General features: G+C 55.1%; 14 protein-coding genes. 6 read left to right on the top strand and 8 right to left on the bottom strand.

Annotated features, from left to right (window positions below; genetic code table 11):
• Positions 1-56: 56 nt before the first annotated feature.
• From COHPA_RS0108335 to COHPA_RS0108325, 3 genes are all read right to left on the bottom strand, one after another.
• Positions 57-920: a hypothetical protein gene (locus COHPA_RS0108335; RefSeq protein ID WP_156926618.1), complete on the bottom strand. Its 864-nt coding sequence runs from the start codon at positions 918-920 to the stop codon at positions 57-59.
• Positions 921-1,048: 128 nt separating this feature from the next.
• Positions 1,049-1,504, bottom strand: a complete 456-nt coding sequence (locus COHPA_RS0108330; protein ID WP_027085724.1) for a bactofilin family protein — start codon at positions 1,502-1,504, stop codon at positions 1,049-1,051.
• A 1-nt stretch (position 1,505) separates the two neighbouring features.
• Positions 1,506-2,525, bottom strand: coding sequence for a M23 family metallopeptidase (locus tag COHPA_RS0108325; RefSeq protein ID WP_027085723.1), 1,020 nt, complete (start codon positions 2,523-2,525; stop codon positions 1,506-1,508).
• 263 nt (positions 2,526-2,788) lie between these two features.
• Here COHPA_RS0108325 and COHPA_RS0108320 point away from each other — a divergent pair, with 263 nt between their 5' ends.
• Positions 2,789-3,886, top strand: coding sequence for a ParM/StbA family protein (locus COHPA_RS0108320; protein ID WP_027085722.1), 1,098 nt, complete (start codon positions 2,789-2,791; stop codon positions 3,884-3,886).
• 425 nt (positions 3,887-4,311) lie between these two features.
• Here COHPA_RS0108320 and COHPA_RS23195 read toward each other — a convergent pair whose 3' ends face one another.
• The 5 genes from COHPA_RS23195 to COHPA_RS0108295 form a co-directional block, all read right to left on the bottom strand.
• Positions 4,312-7,536 carry an ATP-binding protein gene (locus COHPA_RS23195; RefSeq protein ID WP_027085721.1) on the bottom strand — a complete coding sequence of 1,075 codons (3,225 nt, stop codon included), beginning with the start codon at positions 7,534-7,536 and terminating at the stop codon, positions 4,312-4,314.
• A 23-nt stretch (positions 7,537-7,559) separates the two neighbouring features.
• The gene (locus tag COHPA_RS0108310; protein WP_027085720.1) at positions 7,560-8,243 is read right to left on the bottom strand and encodes a response regulator transcription factor; all 684 of its coding nucleotides are present in this window, start codon (positions 8,241-8,243) and stop codon (positions 7,560-7,562) included.
• A gap of 144 nt (positions 8,244-8,387) precedes the next feature.
• Complete coding sequence (nagA, locus tag COHPA_RS0108305) at positions 8,388-9,563, bottom strand: N-acetylglucosamine-6-phosphate deacetylase (RefSeq protein ID WP_027085719.1); 1,176 nt, start codon at positions 9,561-9,563, stop codon at positions 8,388-8,390.
• Positions 9,560-10,303, bottom strand: coding sequence for a glucosamine-6-phosphate deaminase (gene nagB / locus COHPA_RS0108300; RefSeq protein ID WP_027085718.1), 744 nt, complete (start codon positions 10,301-10,303; stop codon positions 9,560-9,562). Before nagB ends, nagA begins: the two co-directional genes overlap by 4 nt.
• The gene (locus COHPA_RS0108295; RefSeq protein ID WP_027085717.1) at positions 10,300-11,166 is read right to left on the bottom strand and encodes a MurR/RpiR family transcriptional regulator; all 867 of its coding nucleotides are present in this window, start codon (positions 11,164-11,166) and stop codon (positions 10,300-10,302) included. The genes nagB and COHPA_RS0108295 overlap by 4 nt, the downstream gene beginning before the upstream one ends.
• 337 nt (positions 11,167-11,503) lie before the next feature.
• On the opposite strand from COHPA_RS0108295, the gene COHPA_RS0108290 reads away from it, so the two are divergent.
• The 5 genes from COHPA_RS0108290 (at position 11,504) to COHPA_RS0108270 (ending at position 15,754) form a co-directional block, all read left to right on the top strand.
• A complete protein-coding gene (locus COHPA_RS0108290; RefSeq protein ID WP_027085716.1) occupies positions 11,504-12,046 on the top strand; it encodes a hypothetical protein in 543 nt (180 codons plus the stop codon).
• A 139-nt stretch (positions 12,047-12,185) separates the two neighbouring features.
• Complete coding sequence (locus COHPA_RS0108285; RefSeq protein ID WP_027085715.1) at positions 12,186-12,728, top strand: hypothetical protein; 543 nt, start codon at positions 12,186-12,188, stop codon at positions 12,726-12,728.
• Between the two features lie 209 nt (positions 12,729-12,937).
• Complete coding sequence (locus COHPA_RS0108280; protein WP_027085714.1) at positions 12,938-13,996, top strand: LacI family DNA-binding transcriptional regulator; 1,059 nt, start codon at positions 12,938-12,940, stop codon at positions 13,994-13,996.
• Between the two features lie 59 nt (positions 13,997-14,055).
• Positions 14,056-14,751, top strand: a complete 696-nt coding sequence (locus COHPA_RS0108275) for an ABC transporter ATP-binding protein (RefSeq protein WP_027085713.1) — start codon at positions 14,056-14,058, stop codon at positions 14,749-14,751.
• Positions 14,732-15,754 carry an efflux RND transporter periplasmic adaptor subunit gene (locus COHPA_RS0108270; protein WP_027085712.1) on the top strand — a complete coding sequence of 341 codons (1,023 nt, stop codon included), beginning with the start codon at positions 14,732-14,734 and terminating at the stop codon, positions 15,752-15,754. Before COHPA_RS0108275 ends, COHPA_RS0108270 begins: the two co-directional genes overlap by 20 nt.
• The last annotated feature ends 32 nt before the right edge of the window (positions 15,755-15,786 follow it).

The raw sequence follows: 15,786 nt of genomic DNA, 5'->3' as shown, positions 1-15,786 counted from the left end.
AAGCAAAGGGGGTATCCCGAAAGTCATCAAGATGACTTAGGGATACCCCCTATATGTTAGGGTTGCAACTTCAAAATCTGCGTTAGCAGCTCGAACGTCTTAGGCAATCGTTCGTCTTCGGTCCGTATGCCCACGATGACGTCCTCGCCGGTCAGCTCGATGCCGTTAAAGATCGGATTGCCGGATATCTCGATCCCGTAAGCGGCCGGGCTCGGATCTTCGTCGGACTGGGATAAGCGAAGTCGTTCTTCGGGCACGTTCAGGGCGGAGAACCCTTGCAGCTCCTCGAGTTTGCGGAACGCTCCTTGCATGACGAGGTTGTCGAAGTTCCTTCGGTCTACGAAATACATCTCGTCATGATCCGCAATTAAATTGAGGACGCTCTTCTGCTGATAAGCGATATCCTGCTCCGTTCTGATTTCCAACGGAATGTACGACAGCTTCGGTTCGATGCGGTTCCATTCCGGGACGAGCTTCATCAAGTTGCCTTTGAGCAGGTCCATGTCGGCGAAGTAGAAGTTGCCCATCATGCCGATAGACAAGTCGATCGGACCGAGCCTTCTTTCTTCGTTGCGCTTATCGACGGCTTCCTTAACGGAATATCCGGCGATCAACAGGATCACGATGCTGACGATGAGATGAACTTTATAGTAATAGAAAAAATGGCCGAGTTTACTTTGTTTAGGCTGCGTGCTGGCTTTCTCCGACTCGATGCCGAGAATGAGTTTATAGGCCCGGGAGTATTCTCCAAGATCGATCTTCCGGTCGTCTCCATCCTCGTCGTCGCCGGCTCTTTGATGTTGCGTGCGTACTTTCTTCATGAGGATAAAATAACGCTTTTCAACCTGCTCGCGAGTGGCGTCGGTCGGCAGACCAAGCGTCTCGTAAGCTTTCTTCAGCTCTTCTTCCAAAGGTTTCACTCCCGTACTCTCCCGATGATAGGTCCTTATTAAAGCATCATACACGAATATCGGAAGCACGCGCAAATCCGAGGCTCCGGGCAATAACAAACCCGCCTCTACCGGTTAGAGGCGGGTTATCCTGTCGATTACCAGGTTTTGAGAAGGGACGGCGTCTCGTCGGCAGGCGCATGCGCCTGCTTCGAATCGGGCTCGCGGGCTGGCGGCGTTTCTTCGGCAACCGGCTGCTGCGATGCATCCATCTTGCTGAGGCCGTGGAAGACGGCGCCGGTTTCGATCGATAGCTCCAGCGCCGACAGGTTGCCATGCAGCTTGCCGGTCGCCTTGATCGTCAGCTTGCCTGAAGCGGCCACGTTGCCTGTCACTTGTCCGGCGATGATGACGTTGCGTGCTTTAATGTTCGACTTGGCGGTTCCGTTCTCTCCGATCGTTACGTCTCCCGTGCAATCGATGTCCCCGATGATCCGGCCTTCGACGCGCAAGCCGGCTTCGGACTGAATTTTACCTTCGAACGAGCTGCCTTCGCCGATGAGCGTATCGGTCGAGTTGGGGTCTATTTTCGCGGATTTGCTGGATTTGAACATGTCAATTTTCCCTTCTAGTCGCTTTGAGATAAGGTTTGGGGTCTACGTTGGTGCCGTTAACCGCTACTTCGTAATGAAGGTGCGGTCCTGTACTTCTGCCTGTCGAACCCATCTTGGCGATCAGGTCGCCTTTCTTCACTTTGTCTCCTGGCCCTACGAGCATCTTGCTGAGATGCGAGTAATGCGTGCGCACGCCGTTAGAATGGGAAATCCATATGTTAAGCCCATGCGAGCTCGTGCGTTCCGCGGAGAGAACGGTACCGTCCGCCGTAGCGTAGATCGAATCGCCATAATCGCCGCCGATATCGAGACCCGCATGGAACTTCGCTCTTTTCGTGAAAGGATCCTTGCGAACGCCGAACGGGGAGGTGAGCTTGCGCGAGTCCGTCGGCCAGATCGTCGGAGTGACTCGCAGAATGGCGGCCATCTTCAATACATCAGCCTTGGTCTGCTCAAGCTCCGGCCGCAAGGTTTCGGCGCGTTGCGCGAGATCGGAGTAAAAGTCCCGCGTTTCGCCGATCAACGCATTCATCTCCGCGTCGGTGACAGGGAGCTCTTCGCCGCCTGTCCCGCCTTCCATCTCGATCTCCGTCTCGACGAAGTCGGAATCGATTTCAAGACCGTCCAGCTTCGCGGCAGCCTTGGTATCGCCGCCGTCTTCTATGCCCGCCATCTGTTTGAGCTGCGATTCGAGTTCCTTGAGGTCGCTCATATGGTTGTCGATCGATTTGGCTTGCTCCGACAGGCCGACGATTTCGGTCTGCAGCTCGTTGATATGTACGTCTTTGTCTTGAATGATCTGTTCGTATTGACCGGTCGAAGCGGAAATCCGGTTCTGCAAGTGACCGATCTGGCTATGATTGCCCCTGTAGAGAAGAAAAGCGGTAATCGCGCTCGCCAAGATCGCGACGAATAACACGACGCCTGTAATCAGTACGACTGCGGAGAGCTGGAATCGAATCACTGAGCTGTTGGCGTCCGGAATCACCATGAAGGTGAATCTCTTACGGCTCCATTTCATGACTTGCCTCCTGAATCTAGCAACGATATTCATCGAGTCCATCTGTCTAAAGGCATCTTGCTAGCCTCATTTTCCTTTGCTATTCTCGTTGACCATTCACAATATCTTCGACCAAAAATGACCATAATCCTTTTTTACCGAAAAAAAACGTCATAAACCATCCTGCAAAAGGAGGATTTTGTCGTAAAAAAGCGAACTCAGTATCATCGAGTGTTCCGGATTACGGTAAACATCAACCGGCGTGCAATCGTAAGGAGGATCTTATGATCAGATTAGCAGGGATTGATATCGGCAACGATAGCGTTAAATTAGTCGTCAGCGGTTCCAACGAACCTATTATTATTCCGAGCGTCATCTCGCCCGGCTACGAACGGCATGTCCTCCAGGAGGAAGATTCCCCGCTCAAGGCGTTGGACGTCATGGTTTATAGCCCGAAACTGCGCAAGAAGAGCCAAAGATACTTCGTAGGCTTGCTAGCTTCCGAAGATCAAGACAACGCGGAGCTGGAGGAGACGGACAACAAAGCGACCAGCGACCAATCGCTGATCGTGGCGTTGACGGCGCTAGCATACGCCAGCGTAACGAGCGTGGCTCAGACGCTCCAGCCTGGCCAGTCGATCGAGCAAGTCGAGTACGTCATCGGGACCGGGTTGCCGGTTCGCACGTACGCGAGATTCCATCAGACGTTCGAGGAACGGCTCGTCGGCGAGCACGAAGTAACGTTCCTGTCGACGCCAAGATTGCGCGGACGCACGGTGCGGGTCAACATCCGCCGCGCGATCGTCTCGATCGAAGGGGCAGCGGCGCTGTTCCATATGGCGACGCACGAGAACCTGTCGGTTCGCGACGAAGAGCTGTACAACGGATGCATCGGCATTTGCGAGATGGGCGCGTTAACGACGGACTTCCCGGTCGTTAAGCGCATGAGTATCGACAACCAATTCAGCACGGGCGAGCAGCTTGGCCTCGCATCCTACCTCGATTCGATCATTCGCGATGTCGAAGATCAATACGGCTACAAGTTCCCGAGCCGCACGAAGCTGATTCACCGCATTCGCAGACACGATTTCATCATCCAGCGAGTCGGCGAAGGTCAAGCGGACATTCGTCCGATCGTTGACAACTACTTCTCGCGCGCGGCGCAGAAGATCGTCGACCTGATTCGCAAACGCTGGAAGAAGTATCCGGACATCCAATGTTTCTACGTTCTAGGCGGCGGAGCAGCGGCGCTCAAGCCGTACATTCTGGACGCGGCCGAGAACATGCGCTTGCGCTTCGTGGACGACAGCGAGCTGCAGAACGTATTCGGTTACCTGAAGCTGGCACGCAACAAAACTTCGCAGAACGAAGTGGTATCTTAATAGAGTCAAAGGCAGCCCCGGGGGCTGCCTTTGTTCGTTCCTCCTTCCTTTGAACGATATCCCCTTCGCTCAGGGGGAGGAAGTTACGACACTTCTGGAAGGAGGAGGCTACGACACTTCTGAGCGAAGGGGATATCGATGTAAGGGCGAGAGGAATAGCGTCATATCAATAGGTATTTAGAACAAATTTTACGCCGGAAGAAAAATAACAACAGAACGATAGTTATTTGAGAGCGTTTGCTGCGGATTACCGTTTCTCGCTCCGAATAACTGCGTACTGTTGTTATTTTGCCATATAACGAGATTTTCAGTGAAATAACTGCAAATGGTTGTTATTCGGAAACACGCGGTCGTCGAGCCCTCGTTCGGGATCAGATGTCGGAAAACGCGGTCGCCGAGCCTTCGTTCGGAGCAGATGTCAGGCATCAAGACTTCTCCAAAAAGCGGCTTTGCGCGCGCCAGTCGAGCGGCAGCTCGATCGATAGCTCGGTCCCGTGATCGTCTAGCGGCGCGATGGCGAGCGTTCCTCCAAGCCGAGCGATGTTATCGCGCATCGCGGACAAGCCGAAGCCGAATGCCGACGGTTCGTACTTGCGCCCGTTGTTCGCGAGCCGGAACTCGAGCTGTCCGCCGTTAACGCGCAGCTCGAACCTGAACCGCGTGCTTTGACCGTGCCGGATGCCGTTGGTCAAGCCCTCCATCAGCGCATGGAAGAGCGCCCTCTTCTGCGCGGAACCGAGCGGAGGCAACGATCCGATGCTTTCGGTAATTTCCACTCCCGCGGTGCGCCTCGTCTCTTCGATCAGTCCCCGGACGGAGCTTCCCAAATCCCCTTCCGTGCTTTCCAGCTTCAGCATGCGGACCGTTCCGCGTATATCGTTAAGTCCTTTGCTTACGAGCTCTCTCGCGGTGTCCAGCTTCGGAATCGCCTGTTCGGACCTGTTGTGGGCGATGAGCATCTTGGCCGCTTCCATCTGGGCGATGGAGGCGGTAAGCGAATGTCCGACGGTGTTGTGGATGTCGAAGGCGATCCGGTTGCGTTCCTCGAGCACCGACGCTTCCGCTAAAGCTTCCGCCGTATCTCTCAGAGACTCCTGAAGCTGGTTGTTCGTTTCCTGCAGCGCTTTCGTCCGTTGGGCGACTTTGCGTTCCAAATTGCGAGTCAACTGGGCGACGGTCAAGTGCAAAGCGATGCGGGCGAGCAGCTCTCTTTTCTCGACCGGTTTAATCAAGTAATCGTTCGCGCCGGCGTCGAACCCTTCCACGAGATCGGAAACCTGATTTTTCGCGGTGAGCAGAATGATCGGCAACTCGTTCGATTTATACGATTTGCGGATGAGCCTCGTTAAGTCGTAGCCCGTCATCCGCGGCATCATGATATCCGTCAACACCAGGTCTGGCCGGAGGCCTTGCTCGAAGAGCCGCACGGCTTCCAGCCCGTTGGCGGCCTTAACGATCTTGCACGGCTCGGCTGCCAGGAAATTGGACAGCACCTGGAGGTTGACCGGATCGTCGTCGACGAGCAGCAGCAGGGCTTCCTGTTCCTCCTGCGCCTCGACTTCGCCGTCCGCTTGTTCGAGGACTGGCAGCACGCCGGCCGCCGCGGTTTCGTTCCAGGCGATCGGAGGCTGCAGCGTCGGAGCCTGCTGCTTCCAGCTGCTGTCCGCGTGAGCGGCCGCCGGCTTCTCGTTCTCGTACAGGGGCAGCGTGAAGGTGAACGTCGAGCCTTTGCCGATCGTCGATTGCAAGCCGATCGTGCCGCCGTGGAGATCGAGAAGCTTCTTCGTGATCGAGAGCCCGAGGCCGGCCCCTTCATAGAGCCGTTCTGCGGAGCCTTCGCCTTGCTCGAACGGTTCGAAGATCGCATCAAGCTTATCGGCGGGAATGCCGATTCCCGTATCCTTGATCGAGACGTACAGCAGGTCGTCGTCCTGATGCGCGGACAGCTCGACCGTGCCGGACTCGGTGAATTTGAGCGCGTTGCCGACCAGATTGTACAGGATTTGCATGACGCGGTTTTCGTCCGCGGCCGCGAGAGGAAGACGATCGTCGATCAGGTTGACGAGCTCGATCTCTTTCATGATGGCGATCGGTTGAAGCACCTTGACGACGAAATCGGCGGTCCGCTTCATGTCGACGCCTTGAATGTGCAGCGTCATGCCGGCATGCTTAAGCTTCGAAAAGTCGAGGATATCGTTAATGAGACCCGATAACCGCTTGCCGCTGGCGACGACCATGGCCAGGTTGCTGCGGGTAAGCTCGTTAAGAGGTCCGCCGACGCCGTCGAGCAGCGATTCCGTAATGCCGATAATCCCATTGAGCGGCGTTCGAAGCTCATGCGACGTATTGGCGAGAAACTCGTCCTTCAGCTTGTCGATCGCTTCGAGCTGGCGGTTTTTCTCGACGAGCTCCTGCGCGTATTCGTTCACCTGACGGTGCAGCTCGTTCTCCCGCAGCATGACGATCGTAGCCATACAGCACAAAAATATGAATATACCTACGAAAAGCGGCAGTTGATCTTCCCGAACGTAAGGCGACAGCCATGGGGCGTTCGAGGATAGAATGTCGCGCAGCTTCGGATAGAGCAGAAGCAAAGAAGAAACCAGCGTCGTTACGGTGGACGACAGATAACCGAACACCATAATGAACGTCTCGGTCGTCCTTTTGCCTTTATAAATCCGATGAATGGCGATAAAAGAGAATATGGCGATGAGGATGAACAGGACCGGAAACACTTTATAGATCAGAATGCGATACAGCTCTACCTCTATTAAACTAGCGGCGAAACAGACAAAGGAGAACAGCAGCATGACGTATCGGGCCATACGGCGGCCGCGGACGGGACGCAATCCGAACATCTGCTCGAAAAATCCATGGAACGCGAATACGCCTAGCGGCAGCATCAGCTCGTGCACATAGATGGCCATCGGCGCATCGATGAACAAGCCGAGCGCGAAGGTCCGGCATATGCTCCCGTACGCGGCGCAGAAAGCAAGCAGCCCGAAATAGAAGTAAAGCCGGCGTTTGGTATTCAGATAGAAGAGCGCGGCCACGACGAAGATCGAAGAGAATATGATCGTATACAGCAGCTTGTCGCCGTCGCGATGAAGAATGCGCACGATGAAATCGGAGGCGTTGCCGGCATGGACGATGCCGGGACTTATGACGCCGTCCTCGGAATAAACGCGGAATAGGAGCGGATCGTTCGGATAACCGAACGGCAGCGAGACGAGGTTCCATTCGTAATAAGGAAGCATATACGGGTTGCGATCGCTGAAATTGAATTCGAACAGCCGCTCTTCGCCCCAATACAGTTCGTACGATTTCAGATCGTGGACGAACAGGTGCGGGTCGCGCCATTCCTGCGAATGAATTTGGATTCTGAGCCAATAGATTCCCGGAGAGTCCAAGCGCTTCTTGGCGCCGTCCGTATCGAAAGGCTCCCATTCGGCATCGTCGAAGAGCGGCTCTCCGTACGCGCCCTTGGGCAGATCGCCCGCATGTACTTGCCAATCGGATCTTTCGGTCAAATTCATCAGCCGCGCATCCGCGTTCTCGTTCAAGAATAAAATCGGGGCGAGCCATCCGAGCAGTACGCATAGCGTAAGTCCGAGTCCTTTAAGCAATTGCCTATACGATAATCCGAACATGAATAGTCCCCCGTCAGCGTGCTTCAGCTGTCCCGCTGCAGCCATTCTCTAAGCAAAGTGACGGCTTTCAGGCGGTCGTTGACGCCGATCTTGTTATAGATGATGCTGATATAATTGCGGATAGTGCCCTCGCTGATGAACAGCTCGGACGCGATTTCCCGATTGCTTTTGCCTTCGGCCATGCGGATGATGATGTCTTTCTCCCGGTCCGTAAAAGCGTAGGCGTCCAACACCGATGCCGTTCTTAGCGAATTCGATGCATGCGGAGGCGCCGGAGCGGTCGATGAGAGAAAGTTCAGGCGCGAGGCAAGCTTGGCGGCGATCGCAGGAGGCATGAGCAGCGAGCCCGCCATGGTGTCGCGGATGGCGGTCATGATCGTCTCGCCGGGCAAATCCTTGAGCAGGAAGCCTTTGGCGCCGTATACAAGCGCATCGATAATATAGTTATCCTCGGCGTATGTCGTTAAGATAAGCACTTCCGTGTCGGGATATTGCTCCCGGATCCGCTTCGTGGCGACGATTCCGTCCATCTCGGGCATTTGAATATCCATGAGCACAAGGTCGGGACGATGGAGGGCGACGAGCTCGACAGCCTTGGCGCCGGTTTCGGCGAGGCCGACGACTTCCATGTCTTCGGTAAGGCCGATCATCGTATGCAACCCGTCGCGCATGAGCCTCTGATCGTCTGCAATGACGATTCGGATCATGGAAGTCACCTCAATCTGCTTGGTGTATTTCGTCTAAGTCGTATTATAAGTGAAATTGTCGGTTCTTGAAACGTTTTCCATGGGATATTGCGGCGAACGAAACGGAAGCTCCGGCGGCGTACGCGCAGGAGCTTCCGTATGGAATCAGATCGACTTGCCGCCGATCCATACATGCCTAAGCTTAAGGGAGTCGTCCGTCAGCAGCAGGTCGGCCCGCTTGCCCGGAGCGATCGCCCCGCGGTCGCCGTCGACCCCGAGCTGGCGGGCCGGGTTCAAGCTCGCCATCTTGCTCGCACCGACTAGCGGAATGCCGATCTCGCGAACGATGTAGCGGAACGCTTCGATCATCGTGAGCGTGCTTCCCGCGAGGTTGCCGGAAGCTTTCAGACGGGCGACGCCGCACGTCATGCGGACGGGCAAGCCGCCAAGCTCGTAGTCGCCGTCCGGCATGCCGGCGGCAGCCATGGCGTCGGTCACGAGCATGACGTTATCCTCGCCTTTGGCAGCGGTAAGCATCTTAATGCCGGCAGGATGAACGTGATGCCCGTCCGCGATCACTTCGGCCATGATGCGCTTGTCCGTAAGCACGGCTCCGACCGTGCCGGGCTCGCGGTGGTGGAAGGCTCGCATCGCGTTAAACGTGTGAACCGCATGCCGCAAGCCATGGTCGGCGGCCGCTACGATCCGTTCGTACGTCGCGTCCGTATGTCCGCAGCTCGGAACGATGCCGTGCCGCGCCAGCAGTCCGATGTAAGCTAACGCGCCTTCCGATTCCGGCGCGAGCGTCTGGATCTTGATCACGCCGGGGAAACGCGCCGTCCATGCTTCCAGCCACTCCGGCTGGGGAGGCACGATGTAAGCCGGATTCTGCGCGCCTTTCCACGATTCGCTGATGAACGGACCTTCGAAGTGCACGCCGAGCACCTGCGAATAAGGCATCGGTTCCGACATGAAGGCGTTCACCCGTTCCAACACGGCGGTCAATTCATCCCTTGCCGCCGTTAAAGACGTGGCCAATAGCCCCGTCGTGCCATGCTCCGCGTGGAATCGGGTAATCGCGAGCAATTCGTCCCGATCCGCGTCCATGAAGTCGTGCCCGGCGCCGCCATGCACGTGCACGTCGATGAATCCAGGCAGTACGATGCCGCCTTGGGCGTCTACGATTTCATGCTCCGGCGCCGCTGGGGCGGAGCTCGAATCGTCTCCGATCGACTCGATCCTGCCGTCGCTGACAAGAAGCCAGCCGTTCTCGATCACTTGGTCCTCGGTTACGATGTCGGCGCCGACGATTAAGAACTTGCCGGTGTCGGGAGCTCTCATTGGCGGTTCTCCTGCTTCAGCTTCGATGCCGCCGGTTCGTCGAGCAGGACGACCAGGTTCGGATGCGTCTGCAGCAGCGAGGCCGGGCAATCCGTCGTAATCGGTCCTTGCAGCGCGCGCGCGACGATATCGGCTTTGTCCGCGCCTTTGACGACGAGCAATATTTTCTTCGCTTTCAGAATCGTCCCTACCCCCATCGTAAGCGCCTGCTTCGGCACCTCGTCGATCGAGTCGAAGAACCGGGCGTTCGCTTCGCGCGTTTCCTCTGCCAGATCAACGACGTGCGTACCGCGAATCAGGGCATGAGCGGGCTCGTTAAAGCCGATATGCCCGTTATGGCCGAGTCCGAGCAATTGAAGATCGATCTGGCCCGCCTGTTCGATCAGCGAGTCGTATCGCAGGCATTCCGCTTCCGGATCGGGAGCGTTGCCGTTCGGGATATAGCGCTGGGATGCGGGAAGATCGATATGGGAGAACAGATGCTGGTTCATATAGGAATGATAGCTTTCGGGATGATCGGCCGGAATATTCACGTATTCGTCCAGATTGAACGATACCGCGTTCCGGAAGCTGATCATGCCCCGCTTGAATTCCTTTACGACTTCCCCGTAAATGCCGACCGGCGTGCCTCCCGTTGCCAAGCCCAGCACGGCGCGCGGAGTCGTCTGAACCGTGCCTATAATAATGCCCGCGGCGGCTTCGTTTAATTTGCCGTCGCTGTCGAATGTCAGAATGTTCATCGCGTCGATTTCTCCTTTTTGCCCGTATAATGCGTAACCGTCTGAAAAGACCGCTCCAACCGCGGCACGTATTCCTCGAAATGCTCGCTGACGAGTCCCGTGAACAGAATATCGACGATGTGCAGCTGCGCGATTCGCGAAGCCATGTCGCCGCGCCGCATCCCGGCTTCCGCAGAGGAAGTGAACAGCCGGATCGACGCGGTATCGGCCAAGCCGTTCGAACCGTACTTCGTGATCGATATCGTCGTCGCGCCTTGCTCGGCGGCGGTGCGAAGCGAGTGAATCGTCTCTAGCGTCTCGCCGGAATAGGAAATGCCTACCGCTACGTCGCGGGAGGCGAGCGAAGCCGCTGACGTAAGCTGCATGTGCGGGTCCGAGAACGCGGCCGCCGCTTTGCCGATTCGGATCAGCTTGTGGAACAAGTCCTGCGCGACGATTCCGGACGTCCCCGAGCCGTACAGGTCGATTCGTCCGGCCGCGTGCAGCGCCGCGATCGCCGATTTGAGCTGGGCGACGTCGAGCAGCCTCGTCGTATCGGTGAGCGACCTCATGTGGTTCGCCGTTATCGCGTGCACGATGTCCGACAGCGGATTGCCGGCGACGATATCCTGATATTGGTTCGGCGTCGCCGTAAGTTGAACGAGCTCGGTAGCAAGCTTGCGTTTGAATTCGGGGAAGTTCTGGCATTGGAACGACTTACAGAACCGCGATATCGTCGCCGTGCTGCTGCCCGAATGGCCGGAGAGCTCCGTGATCGTCATTTGGACGGCTGCCGAGGGGTCGGACAGCACGAAGTCCGCGAGCCTGCGCTCCTTCGGGTGAAGGGTTTCCAACTTTTCGCGAATCGCATTCAGTAAGCTCATGGTCGCACCACGCTTTGAGAGAAAATTAATTTCGTAATTATATTATATAAAATGAAAATAATTTTCTCAATAGACACTCCATCTAACTAAAAATGTTTATGGCGACTGTCATGAGTATCTATTCCAATGTTTAATGATGTGAATGATGAAATGACATGCGACTATTCGCTTACGGACCGAAAGAAAATGAACTAAACCTAGTCGTTTTTACATATTTATCAAAAAAGGACTTTTGTTGGATGGATTAATTAATTGTTGTTGTTAAGCTGTGTTGGAGGAGCCATAATAGCTTTTGCTGAAATGTCGTCTCAATTCAACGTATTGGAGGGAATATCGTGTGAGAAGAAATATGTTTATTTCGATTGTTATGAGTATCGTATTGGCGCTGGGCGTGCTGGGGCAAGCGGTTGCTGCCAACGGAATTGTGTATTCCCGGAATAAAATCGCTTCCGGTGGAATCATTGGTCAGCCGTTGCCGGGGGTCAAGGGCGGGGTGCCGTATATGTGCAGCTACTCCAGTCCGAATCAAACATTTTTTACTATAACATGCGCCCAAGATATTAATTATAGTCCGTACGGGTTTTACGCAATAGACAAAAGGACATTCGATCTGAATATATTCGAGGACAAGTTAACTCTTAGATATTTGCGTGAAGACATTGATAACCTTGTATCCATGTATCAGAACTATCTTCGTGAATTGAGCTTGCTTTTGGAGGAGTTGAACAGGGCCTCATTAACATGGAACGAGCTCAAATACTATGCGAGAAATGCAGATATAGTAGGCTCTTATGCGAAACTTGCCCTCATTAATTGGCAATATTTAGAGGGGCAAATCGAGTATATTAATAATGAAATCGATTTTTGGGTAGCGCCGTAACGGAGAAAAGAATCGTTAATCGAAACAGAAGAAACTATACCGAAATTATTCCGATCACCGCCGTCGCCGGCTAGCATGCGCCGTGTGAGGGTGGTTTTCTATCCATCATAAGGATGCAGAGAACGAGGAGGATTATCGAATGAACCGTAAAGTGTTAATGTCGTCCGTATTGCTTATCGTATTGGTGCTAGGCGTGCTGGGGCAGGCGGTTGCCGCCAAAGTAATTACGCCTTCTCCGTATGAACCCGCGCCTGCCAGAAGTTTCGCGGACAAGCCGTTTCCGGGAGTTAAGGGAGGAGTGCCGAACGTGTGCAGCTACTCCGGGTTTATTGCCAAGTATTATACGTTTAAATGCGCCACGGAAATCGAATACAGTCCGAGCGGGTTGCATGCGACGGGCATCAGGTCGTTTACCTTGAATATTCGCGAGAGCCTCGACTACACCGAATTGCGTGAATATATTGATGAATTTGCGAAGAACTATAGTTATTATCGCGCCGTTTTGGACAAGTTTTTGAAGGATTGGAATAGAACCTCCGTAACATGGGACGAACTCAATAACTATTCGAAGTATAGAAGCCAAATGGGCTTTGATGCCGCTCTAATCGTACAAGAGGTGGGTTTCTTACAGTCCGATCTAGACGCGATCAATCATTTCATTGAGGCTTGGATATTACCGTAACGGTTAGAGGAACCGAATATCGAACCGCCGTCGCCGGCTAACACGTGCCGCGCGAGGGCGGTTTTCTATTGCTATAGGTTTGACAGAATTTTACTTCCCATATATAGTAAAAGTGACTTTGTTGCAAACGTTTGCAACAACCTTTCGAGCTTGAAAAACGGGGGGAGTGACGTCATGCGGAAGCTCAAAAACGGGCTTGCCGGGCGGGTATGACCATCTCTAATGGAGGCAGCGGCAATAGCGGACGGAGAGAAGCGCTCGCCTCCCGCGAGGTCGGCATCAAAGCGATCGCCGAAGCGCTGCGGCTATCCGCCAGCACGGTGTCCAGAGCGCTGAACGGCGTTCCTGGCGTTAATCCGGAGACGAGGAAGCTTGTCGAGAAGACGGCCAAGGAGATGGGCTACGTGCCGAACATGGGCGCGCAGCAGCTCGTAGGTAAGCGCAGCAATCTGATCGGGGTTTACGTCCCGGAATTCGAGCATGACAACATGTCTTTCGGGGATATGTTCTCGTCGATTCAGAAAAGCATTCAAAAGTATGGAAAAGATGTGATATTCTACTTTGTTCCTCTCGTCGTATACGAAGGACAAAGACTGATAGAGAGCGTTCAGTCTCGCAACCTTGAAGGGTGTGTCCTGTTTCCCGCCTTTGACGAGCATCATCCGCTCACGAGAGAAGCGCTGCGAATCCAAGTGCCGTGCGTCAATTTCGAGGGCGTCTTAGGTCCGCATTGCTCGTCGGTCTTATCCGACGATACGGAAGGAGGCCGGATTGCCGGAAGAAGATTGTTGGAAGCCGGTCATCGGGTCATCGGGTACATAAACGGCCCGTCGCATTTGCGGATCTGCAAACAACGATATCAAGGATTCGTGGAAGCGCTTGCGGAGTACGGAATCATCCATCCTGCCAGCCTTGTCGCCGAGGGCAACTTTACCGCCGCAAGCGGTGAAGCGGCATTGATGAAGCTGCGCGAAGCCCATCCGGAGATGACGGCGGTGTTCGGCGCGAACGATCTGATGGCGACCGGCGCGATCTCCAATTTGCAGAAGGGCGGGCTACGCGTGCCGGAGGATTTCTCCGTCATCGGGTATGACGACGACTTGCTCGCGAAATTCATCAACCCTCCGCTAACGACGATCAGGCATGGTCAATCGTCGGTCGTCCCCCTACTGAACGAATTGTTCGAAGGGAAGCCGGGGCGTCTGGTCATGGCGAAGCCCGAACTTGTCGAACGGCAGACGGTGGCGGACAGGCGAACGCGAGATTGAAGGGCGAGTTGGTTCCGAGCCGACGCAGAGTCGTTTCTATCAAGGAGGCAAGCATTCAGATGGCTGTAATCACCCAATCTATTATTCAAGCATCGGGCATTAAACGCGTCTTCGGCAGAGGGTCTGGCGCGGTTACCGTACTCAAGGGCGTAGATATCCGGCTTCCCGCCGGCAAGCTGGTCGCGTTCAAGGGTCGTTCAGGCTCTGGCAAGACGACGCTCATTAACTTGCTTAGCGCGCTCGACCGCCCGACGGAAGGGACGATCGTATTCGACGGCCGGGATTTGACGGCGATGTCGAACAAGGAGCGGGACGAAGTCAGGCGGACGGAGATGGGACTCATCTTTCAATCGTTCGCGCTCATTCCGCTCATGTCCGCTTACGAGAACGTCGAGTTCGTGTTGCGGATCGCGGGCGTACCGGCCGGAGAGAGGAAAGCGGCGGCGACCGAAGCGCTCGATCAAGTCGGGATAAAAGCGAGAATGCACCATCGTCCGTTCGAGTTGTCCGGGGGCGAGCAGCAACGCACCGCGATCGCGCGAGCGATCGCCCACAAACCGAAGCTGATCCTGGCGGACGAACCGACCGCCGAGCTCGATAGCCGGACGGGCTTGCATATCATTAGGGTGTTTCGCGATCTGGTCGAACAGAGCGGCATTACGATCGCTCTTACGACGCACGATCCGGCCATTATGGAGATCGTCGACCACGTATACGAACTGGAGGATGGACAAATTGTCTCGCACAGTCAATAAAGCTGCCGCATTAGGCCTGACCGTCATGCTCGGCGCAGCATTGGCCGGATGCTCGCTGCTTCCGAAGGAAGAGGAAGCGCTTAGCCCGCCGCTCGTCAAACCGGCCAAAGAGAACTATTCGACGACGAAAGCCGAGAAAGGCACCGTCATGAAAACGATAAACGGAAGCGGAACCTTCGAGTCCTATTCGACGGACTCGGCCCAATTCACGGGGGCGGGAGGACGGATCGACGAGATTCTCGTCAAGGCGGGAGATCAAGTCAAGAAGGGCGACGTTCTCGCGAGGCTGCTCGTCGACGGGCTTGATCTTCAGCTCAAAGAGCAGCAGCTCGCGTTCGAGAAAGCGAAATACAATTTCATGCAGACCCGGGACGGAGACGAGCAAGCGCTTAAGATCGCCGGACTGCAGCTGGAAATCGAGCAATTGAAGTACGACAAGCTGAGCAAGCTTTACGACAGCAAGCAGTTAGTCGCCCGGATCGACGGCGAAGTCACTTACGCCGAATCGCTTAAAGAGGGGGATTTCGTCGAAGCGTACCAGACGCTGGTCGTCATCTCGGATACGAAGAAGCTTCGTCTGGCGCTTCCGCTAACCAACCCCGCGGACCGTACGGAAGTGAAAGTCGGCGTCGAGGCGGAAATCACGTTCAAAGAGAAGAAATACGTAGGAACGGTGACGCAGGCCCCCTCCTCCGCTCCGGTCACGGACAACCAGGAGCTCGCGCAAAAATACGCGCAGACGGTCTATATCGATATGGATGAATTGCCGCCGGAAGTCGAAATCGGCAAGCTGGCCGGCGTGAAGATCATTACGCAACAGCGCGACAACGCCATTAAAATTCCGAAGAGCGGCTTGCGTTCGTACTTGGGGCGCAACTTCGTACGGATTATGGAGGACGGCAATAAGCTGCGCGAGGTCGACGTCGAACCCGGGTTGACGACGCCTACGGAAGTTGAAATCATCAGGGGGCTCGAAGAAGGACAAGAGATCGTGCTTCAGTAATTCATCCCCGTAATCCGATCGGTGGGAGGCTT

Origin of the sequence: Cohnella panacarvi Gsoil 349 (assembly GCF_000515335.1) — a bacterium.
Taxonomy (GTDB): Bacteria; Bacillota; Bacilli; order Paenibacillales; family Paenibacillaceae; genus Cohnella; species Cohnella panacarvi.
Note: the sequence above shows the minus strand (reverse complement) of the source record. Positions and strands in the feature narration are given on the sequence as shown.